The sequence below is a fragment of the Microcoleus sp. PH2017_35_SFW_U_B genome (assembly GCF_020737865.1).
Lineage (GTDB): Bacteria > Cyanobacteriota > Cyanobacteriia > Cyanobacteriales > Microcoleaceae > Microcoleus.
Genome location: NZ_JAEQDE010000064.1, coordinates 33,484 through 39,890, shown reverse-complemented (window position 1 = coordinate 39,890; position 6,407 = coordinate 33,484). Strand labels below are relative to the sequence as shown.

At 46.5% G+C, this 6,407-nt stretch carries 6 protein-coding genes; 4 read left to right on the top strand and 2 right to left on the bottom strand.

The features are described 5' to 3' along the window. Positions 1–99: 99 nt before the first annotated feature. Complete coding sequence (locus JGK36_RS18450; RefSeq protein WP_293177473.1) at positions 100–813, top strand: phosphate ABC transporter permease; 714 nt, start codon at positions 100–102, stop codon at positions 811–813. Positions 814–1,177: 364 nt separating this feature from the next. Here JGK36_RS18450 and JGK36_RS18445 read toward each other — a convergent pair whose 3' ends face one another. Next, positions 1,178–1,768: a hypothetical protein gene (locus JGK36_RS18445; protein WP_293197736.1), complete on the bottom strand. Its 591-nt coding sequence runs from the start codon at positions 1,766–1,768 to the stop codon at positions 1,178–1,180. 444 nt (positions 1,769–2,212) lie between these two features. Here JGK36_RS18445 and JGK36_RS18440 point away from each other — a divergent pair, with 444 nt between their 5' ends. From JGK36_RS18440 to JGK36_RS18430, 3 genes are all read left to right on the top strand, one after another. Beyond that, complete coding sequence (locus JGK36_RS18440) at positions 2,213–2,392, top strand: hypothetical protein (RefSeq protein ID WP_293177477.1); 180 nt, start codon at positions 2,213–2,215, stop codon at positions 2,390–2,392. Positions 2,393–2,546: 154 nt separating this feature from the next. Beyond that, on the top strand, positions 2,547–4,334 hold the full coding sequence (locus JGK36_RS18435; RefSeq protein ID WP_293197733.1) for a chemotaxis protein CheB: 1,788 nt from the start codon (positions 2,547–2,549) through the stop codon (positions 4,332–4,334). A gap of 3 nt (positions 4,335–4,337) precedes the next feature. Then, the gene (locus JGK36_RS18430; protein ID WP_293177481.1) at positions 4,338–5,276 is read left to right on the top strand and encodes a sensor histidine kinase; all 939 of its coding nucleotides are present in this window, start codon (positions 4,338–4,340) and stop codon (positions 5,274–5,276) included. A gap of 319 nt (positions 5,277–5,595) precedes the next feature. On the opposite strand, the gene JGK36_RS18425 is transcribed toward JGK36_RS18430, so the two are convergent. Further along, complete coding sequence (locus JGK36_RS18425) at positions 5,596–6,219, bottom strand: hypothetical protein (RefSeq protein WP_293177483.1); 624 nt, start codon at positions 6,217–6,219, stop codon at positions 5,596–5,598. Positions 6,220–6,407 lie beyond the last annotated feature (188 nt).

Below are 6,407 nucleotides of genomic sequence, written 5' to 3'. Positions count from 1 at the left end.
TCCCCATTCCCCATTCCCCATTCCCCATTCCCCATTCCCCATTCCCCATTCCCCATTCCCCATTCCCCATTCCCCATTCCCCATTCCCCATTCCCCATTATGCTAATTCCCTTAACTCGCGAAACCTTTCAAGAACTAATTCCCCCCGTGGCTACCGGAGCACAATACAAACATATTTGGGGGAAACCGCCCGATTTTTTAAGGCGAATATTAATTTCTGCGGTAGCTGTAGTTCTCTTGCTAGTAGTTTATAATTTTGCCGGTTCCGATGTCGGGCCTCTAGTTTTAATTGTCGGATTGATCGCTGGTTTGTACTGGCTGTGGGGGCCGATTTTCTGGGCTAGTTTGCGGAATGCAGAATGTCGTAAATATAAATACTGCGGCTTTTGGCAAGGGCGAGTATTGGATATTTATATCACCGATGAAGTCACAAGTCAAGAAGAAACAGTCAATCAAAAAGGACAACTTGTAATTGTTGACAACCTAGAACCGCGAATTAATTTAGAAGTTGGCGACAAAACCGGATTTACTACTACGCTTCGAGCTCCATTGCAGAAAAGTCATCAGGGAATTGTCCCCGGTCAAGCTGCTTTAATGTTAATCATGTCGAATCAAGAAGATTTGGGCAGAATTGCCAAAGTTTCGGATATTTACATTCCCAGCCGCGATGTGTGGGTGAGCGATTATCCTTATTTGCGTAAGGATTTGTTTGTGGAAATGAGCCAGCAAATTAAAAAAGGCAGACAGAAAAAAGGGCGAGATACTGATAATGAAAGTACAAGGGTGAAAAGGCGATCGTCCGCTGATTATTGAACAAAAAAGGTTCGTAGTGAGGACTTTAGTCCGCATCAGGTTCGTAGTGAGGACTTTAGTCCGCATCCAAATCAAATGAATTGAGGCTGTGGCGTTGTCAACGGTTTTGTTCACAAAGGACAGGGTGCGTCAGACAAAACGGGTGCATCTGGTTTTTGAGGAGGGCGAAGCATGACCGCATATAAGTTATTAGTTATAATCTCCTATTTTCTGCGGTCATGCTTCGCCCCTACGGATATGTTCGCCAAAATGAGATGCACCCGACAAAGCAACCAGCAATGCAAAAAAAATTAACTTGCTGACGCACCCTACAAAAACCCAAAAACCTTATAATTGCGATCGCACAAAACGTGCTTTCACAGCATTACTGCGGCTTAGTTTCCGATGATTTTTGAAGGTTTTGTGCGGCCCGAGGATAAGCATCCTTAAGAATCGCCTTAACTTTTGGCTTCTGTTCAGCAGTGAGATTAATTTCAGTCAAAGCTTTACGCATTTTTTCACCAGACTTCAGCTTAGCGTTCAACTGTTTGTATTGCTCAGCCGTGAGTACCTTTGCGAGTTTTTCACTAACTTCCTTGCGCTTCTGTGTGCGTTCAGCATCAGAAAGCTTTGGTTTCTGGGAATTTGTGGGATTTGCAGCCACCGCGTCAGGTTTAGCATCTTTAGAAGCAGCAGCATCCGCCTTTGTTTTCGACACCGCGTCAGATTTAGCAGCATCGGAGGAAGCAGTATCCGCCTTTGTTTCTGATGAAATAACTGGACTCGCCGCAGTCGCATCGGGTTTAGCAGCATCGGAGGAAACAGCATCCGCCTTCGGTTTCTCTAAACTTACGGGATTTTCCTTAGCTGGATTAGATTCCGAGGCTTCCGGGGTGTTGGGTGGCGCACAAGCAGACAAACCGCCAATTAACATGACACCGGCGAGAATAAATGCTGGTGCGATCGTACTTTTCATGATTCACTGCCTCTAGTTAACTTTGTTCATCAATGTTATAGCGTAAAATCGATCGGCGCATGACCCAAGACTCCTAACTTCACCAGTCAATCGATTTTAGATTTTAGATTTTAGATTTTAGATTTTAGGGTGTTGCTTAATCAGGGTAGGAAAAAAATAAGTTGAAAATCCCCAAGCTTTGTCGATACTGGTTTCTATGACTGGCATATTTAGCCTTTCATACCGTAAATCAGCAACGCCAGCATTTTTTTATTATAGTGCGAGCTGTCGCGAGCTCGCGTATTCTACTCGCGAGCGGGGACAGCACTATAAATGCCAAACTGAGATGCTCCCAATACGATCGCCATTAACGCCAAAAATTACCAAAATAAATTAAATCAAATAGCTCTTGACATCAAATTTAGAAAAATTTATAATTGTAGGGATACCAAAAATTATTATAACTTGAGCTTCCTAGAATTATTCAGCCAAGAGACTTGCCCCCAGTTTACCGAACAAATCAAAGCTGACCTAGGTTACTTCAAACACGGTACCAACTTGCTAGAGAAAGCAATGGAAGCAATGAGGGGCGTAGTTGCGATCGAAGAAGCCCGTCGCGATGCAGAATTAGAAGCAACGATTTAAGCAGTAGGTTCAGCCTTGGGAGTTGTGGGCATAGTAGCCAGCATTGCTCCCTACTTTATTGAGTTATTTGAGACCGCGGCTCGACCGTAGGGTAGTATATTGTGATAAAGTTGAGACCCACAATTCGCAGTCAGTAGAAGTTCTGCGATCGAACATGAATCCTAAAAAATCTGCCAAGAAATCTCCGCCTAAAGCTGATATCGCAGCCGAGGGAAAGCAACAGGACGATCGCCAGGAATTATTTCCAGTGGTGGGAATTGGAGCGTCTGCGGGTGGATTGGAAGCTTTTATGGAATTGCTGAGCCATTTGCCGATCGATACAGGCATGGCTTTTGTGATGATTCAGCATATGTTACCGACTCAGGAAAGTTTGTTGACCGAGATTTTAGCTCGATCGACTCAGATGCCCGTAAATGAGGTGACAGATGGGATAAGTGTAGCACCGAATCAGGTATACGTCATCCCCCCGAATGCCAGCCTGACGATCGAATCCGGGGTGCTGAAGCTAATGCCCCGCGGCAGGGGACGCGGGGCGTTTATGTCCGTCGATACATTTCTGATTTCCCTCGCCGCGGAAAGGGGGAACAAAGCCATCGCCGTCGTTTTGTCCGGGGGCGACGGCGACGGGGCCAGAGGATTAGAAGCGATTAAAGGCGCCGGCGGTATTACTTTTGCTCAATCCGAAGCATCGGCACAATTCACCAGTATGCCGCACACTGCGGTGGCGACCGGTCACGTAGACTTTATCTTGACGCCGGAACAAATTGCCCAAAAGATCGCCGAAATCGGCTGCCATCCCTACATTGCCGATCGAGCTGCGATCGAATCAGCAGCCAGCCAAGATGCGATCGCCACGATCTACAATTTACTGCTATTGGCTACAGGAGTTGACTTTACTCACTACAAGCAAACTACCTTGAAACGGCGGATACAGCGGCGGATGTTGCTCTACAAGCTGGAACGGATCGAAGATTATGCCGCATATCTCCAAAACACTCCGACAGAAGTCACGGCGCTTTATGGCGATGTCTTAATTCACGTCACCAGCTTTTTTCGGGATTCCGAAAGCTTTGATGCTCTAAACAGCAAAGTGTTTCCCGAAATCGTCAAAAATAAATCGCCGAAGTCGCCGATCCGAATTTGGATTGCCGGTTGTTCCACGGGCGAAGAAGCTTATTCGATCGCCATTTGCTTGCTAGAGTTTTTAACAGAGCGAGACATCGATTTGCCGGTGCAGATTTACGCTACAGACATCAGCGACAGCGCGATCGCGATCGCCCGCAGCGGCTTTTATACTAGCAGTCAAGTCGCGGATATTTCGCGCGATCGCTTGCAGCGGTTTTTTGTTCAAGTCGAGGGCGGATATCAAATCGCCAAACAGGTGCGCGAACTCTGTGTTTTTGCCAGACAAAATTTGATTAACGATCCGCCGTTTTCGCGGATGGATTTGATTAGTTGTCGGAATGTGCTGATTTATCTGGGATCTTTGTTGCAGAAAAAACTGCTGCCAATGTTCCACTACGGACTCAGCCCCGAAGGCTTTTTGCTGTTAGGTACTTCGGAAACGATCGGTGAATTTGCCGAATTGTTTGGGCTGTGCGACCAAAAAAACAAAATTTATGTCAAAAAACAGTTATCGCATTGGCTGAGCATTGATTTAACTGCCAGCCAAAATCCTCTGACAGCCATCAACCCTCCACTGCTGGTGCCGCCAAGCTGGAACGAAATGGAAATGGAGAAACAAGCCGATCTAATTGTTTTAAATGAGTATGCCCCCGTCGGCGTCGTAATTAACAGCGCCAGCGAGATTTTGCAATTTCGAGGACAGACGAGCAGCTATTTAGAACCGGCTCCGGGTAAGGCGAGCTTTAATTTGCTGAAAATGGCAAAATCGGGATTGCGCGTCCAATTGCCGGAGGCAATTCAACAGGCCAAAAATTAGCAGTTGCCGAGCCAACGCACAGGCTTGCAAATTATCGAGGTTGAGCAAATTGAGCTAAATCCAGTCATTGAAAATGCGATCGAGGTGGTTCGTTTGGCCGCAGCAGCCAAAAATATTCAACTTGAATCGAGGATCACTCCTTTATCCCTAAAACTGTTGGGCGATCCAAGCCGCTTGCAACAGGTACTGTGGAATCTACTTTCAAACGCGATTAAATTCACCCCAGCCGGAGGCAGAATAGACATCTCATCAGACTACATTGATGGCATGGCTCAAATCCAAATTCGCGATACTGGTAAAGGCATTGACGCTGATTTTCTTCCCTATGTGTTCGATCGCTTCCGTCAGGCGGATAGTAGCTATTCTCGAAGCAACTCTGGATTGGGCCTAGGACTCTCGATTGTCTATCATTTGGTAGAACTCCACGGCGGTAGTATTCGTGCAGAAAGTGGCGGTGAGGAACAAGGGGCAATGTTTACCCTCAGGTTGCCGCTGCTAGCAGATACGCAAAAAAGTTCAGCGCTTTGTGTTGTAGAAGCAGTAGCAGAAGTAGATGTTGCTAACCAGCCTGTAGCGGCAATGGCACAGATTCCATCCTTGGCTGGTGTACGAGTGCTGCTGGTGGATGACGAAGCATATCTGCGTCAGTTATTCACAACCATGCTGGATGAGTATGGAGTTGAAACTAGCGCAGCGGCATCAGCAACTGAGGCGATCTCAATGTTGAGAGCAAATCCCGATCGATACGATCTACTTCTTTCTGATATTGGAATGCCAGAACAAGACGGTTATTCGCTGATGCGGCAGATTCGGACACTGAGTGTGGAGGAAGGGGGAGAAATTCCTGCTGCGGCGATCACGGCCTATGCTAAAGATGACGATCGTCGATCGCTGCGGGTTTTCAGATTCATGTCGCTAAGCCGATCGATTCAGCTCAATTAGCATAGATCGTGGCTTATTTAACTGGGCGAATTTAGGAATGAGAATTAAATAACTTACAATTTTAATTATTATTGTGGGATGGGCGTCCCGCCCGTCCTTTCTGGACGGGCGGGACGCCCGTCCCACAAATATGTGTAAATTATTTAATTCGCGATCAAAAAGGTGAGGTATGACTGACAGGTTATATAACCACTGAAACCAAGAGGGCTCTCTTCCCAACAACGTCCGCGAATCTTTCGCTAGATCCGCTATATCATTCCGTTTATATCATTCCGATGCAAACGGATTTGATATGAAGAACTGATTATATCAATTCCGATTACTTCTCCGAATCGCCGCGATCTGACTTGTCAAAAAACGCCGTTAGCGAGTTCCAAGCAGACTTAGCAGTCTCTTTCAATCGAGCACCAATCGACTCAATTTCTCCCACAACCACGTGCCAATTCTTTTCAGTTTCCTTGTGAATGTGCTCAACAGCTTGATCGATGCGATCGCGTTCGACTAATTTATTTTGTTCCACCGCTTCCCGCGCTTGTCGAACCGCTTTCAAATAAGCTTCGCGACTGACTTCGCCGGCATCTTGCACCTGGGCTTGAGCTCGCGTTTTAATCGCATCCACCACCAGCCAATTTTTCTCGGATTCCTTTTTGAGTAGGCTGACAGCCTCAGTCATTCTCTCTTTGGCGATCGACTTATTTTGTTCGATCGCGCCTGAAGCCTTCTGGAGGGCTTTCAAATAAGCTTCGCGGGTGAGATCGCCCGCTGCTTGGACTTCGGCGGCGGCGCGTTTTTTAATTGCTTCAAACAAAGCGGCTGTTTCTGCGATCGCTTCGGGCGTAGCATCCGGCATCTCCTTTGTGACGATCGCCGTCGTTTCGGGAGTAGCCTCTACAATTGTTACTTCAGTTACTTCAGTTACTTCATTCAAATTTGGATCAGTCATTGCGATATCTCCTTTGGTAATCCGCAAACACAGACTTTGTTATGTACTGCCAGAATTAATTCTGGCCCTTAAGACTTTGTACCAGAAAGAATTGGTTGAAAGCCCCAAGCCTTTGAGGGAGAAATTAAAATCAGACTATTCATTACTCGATTCCTCGGACTTCTAGGTAGAGGTCGCTTTTAAACTGT

Bases quoted from the DNA above. Each gene is read 5' to 3' on its own strand.
- JGK36_RS18435 (WP_293197733.1), top strand. From the start codon at position 2,547: ATGAATCCTAAAAAATCTGCCAAGAAATCTCCGCCTAAAGCTGATATC.
- JGK36_RS18425 (WP_293177483.1), bottom strand. From the start codon at position 6,219: ATGACTGATCCAAATTTGAATGAAGTAACTGAAGTAACTGAAGTAACA.
- JGK36_RS18450 (WP_293177473.1), top strand. From the start codon at position 100: ATGCTAATTCCCTTAACTCGCGAAACCTTTCAAGAACTAATTCCCCCC.
- JGK36_RS18445 (WP_293197736.1), bottom strand. From the start codon at position 1,768: ATGAAAAGTACGATCGCACCAGCATTTATTCTCGCCGGTGTCATGTTA.